This window comes from Caballeronia sp. INML2 (assembly GCF_023631365.1).
In the GTDB taxonomy this organism is placed as follows: Bacteria; Pseudomonadota; Gammaproteobacteria; order Burkholderiales; family Burkholderiaceae; genus Caballeronia; species Caballeronia turbans.
The window spans coordinates 1-1452 of record NZ_JALQDH010000179.1; the positions used below are offsets into that span (position 1 = coordinate 1).

The window sequence follows — 1452 nt, forward strand, 5'->3', positions numbered from 1 at the left end:
GGCGGATTCAACCGGTCGTCGCAACACCTTTGATCGAGGAGGTGTTTATGGGACGACCAGCGGGTTGGATGAAGAAGTTGACCGGGCGAGGAGCGATGCACTCGCCAGGTGCGCCATCACATCGACGTGAGATCGAGCGGCGGTTCTGGAAGCAGATCGCGACAGGTATTACTAGCGAGAAGGCGGCAGAGGCGGTTGGCGTGTCGCAGGCAGTAGGTGCGCGCTGGTTCCGTCATAATGGCGGCATGCCACTTTCCATGTTGAATCCGATATCCGGGAGGTACCTGTCATTCGCAGAGCGAGAAGAGATTGGACTGCTATCGTCTCAGGGCGTCGGGGTACGCGAGATTGCGCGCCGTATCGGACGCAGCCCATCAACGGTCTGCCGGGAACTGACACGTAACGCGGCAACGCGTGGTGGCAAGCTTGAGTATCAGGCTTCGGTTGCGCAGTGGAAAGCTGAACTGGTTGCTAAAAGGCCCAAACCTTCAAAACTGGTGACTAATGCGCGGCTACATCGCTACGTGCAAGACCGTCTGGAAGGCAAGGTTAGCGACGCTGATGGCCGTGAGATTTCCGGGCCCCGTCCAACGCCGTTCAAAGGGAGAAACAAACCGCATCGCGGTGATCGTAAATGGGTCAATGGCTGGTCACCCGAACAGATCTCCAACCGGCTGCAGACCGACTTTCCGGATGACGAATCCATGCGCATTTCTCACGAAGCCATTTACCAGGCGCTCTATATCCAGGGTCGGGGTGCCCTGAAGCGCGAGCTGGTCAGCTGTCTGCGCACCGGGCGGGCGTTGCGCGTGCCGAGAGCCAGGGCGCGCGCCAAGGTCTGGGCGCACGTTAGCGAGGACGTAATGATCTCGAACCGGCCTGCAGAAGTAGAGGATCGTGCTGTACCCGGGCATTGGGAAGGTGACCTGATCATTGGTCTGAACCGGTCCGCGATCGGAACGCTGGTCGAGCGATCAAGCCGATTCACCATGCTCGTCCACCTGCCTCGCGAGGAAGGTTACGGGCTGATTCCCAGAACAAAAAATGGTCCTCCTCTGGCGGGCTACGGAGCCGTTACGATGGCCAATGCGCTCAGGAAGACCGTGACTGACCTGCCTACCCAGTTGTGGCGGTCATTGACCTGGGATCGTGGCAAGGAACTATCCGATCACGCCCGCTTCACGGTCGAGTCCGGGGTAAAAGTCTTCTTCGCCGACCCGCACAGTCCATGGCAGCGCGGCACGAACGAGAACACGAACGGCCTTCTGCGGCAATACTTTCCAAAGGGCACTGATTTATCCAGATGGAGTGCTCGAGAGATTCAGGCCGTCGCCAATGCACTGAATACCAGACCCCGGAAAACGCTTGGCTGGAAGACGCCGGCCGAAGCTCTGGACGGGTATCTGCAATCTGTTCAACAATCCAGTGTTGCGACGACCGGTTGAATCCGCC

1 protein-coding gene is annotated in these 1452 nt (G+C 58.9%); it reads left to right on the forward strand.

Annotation, left to right across the window (positions count from 1 at the left end; all coding sequences use genetic code 11):
* Positions 1 to 68: 68 nt before the first annotated feature.
* Entirely contained in the window at positions 69 to 1445 is a 1377-nt protein-coding gene (locus NCT32_RS36860) for an IS30 family transposase (RefSeq protein WP_250491551.1), read from the forward strand.
* The last annotated feature ends 7 nt before the right edge of the window (positions 1446 to 1452 follow it).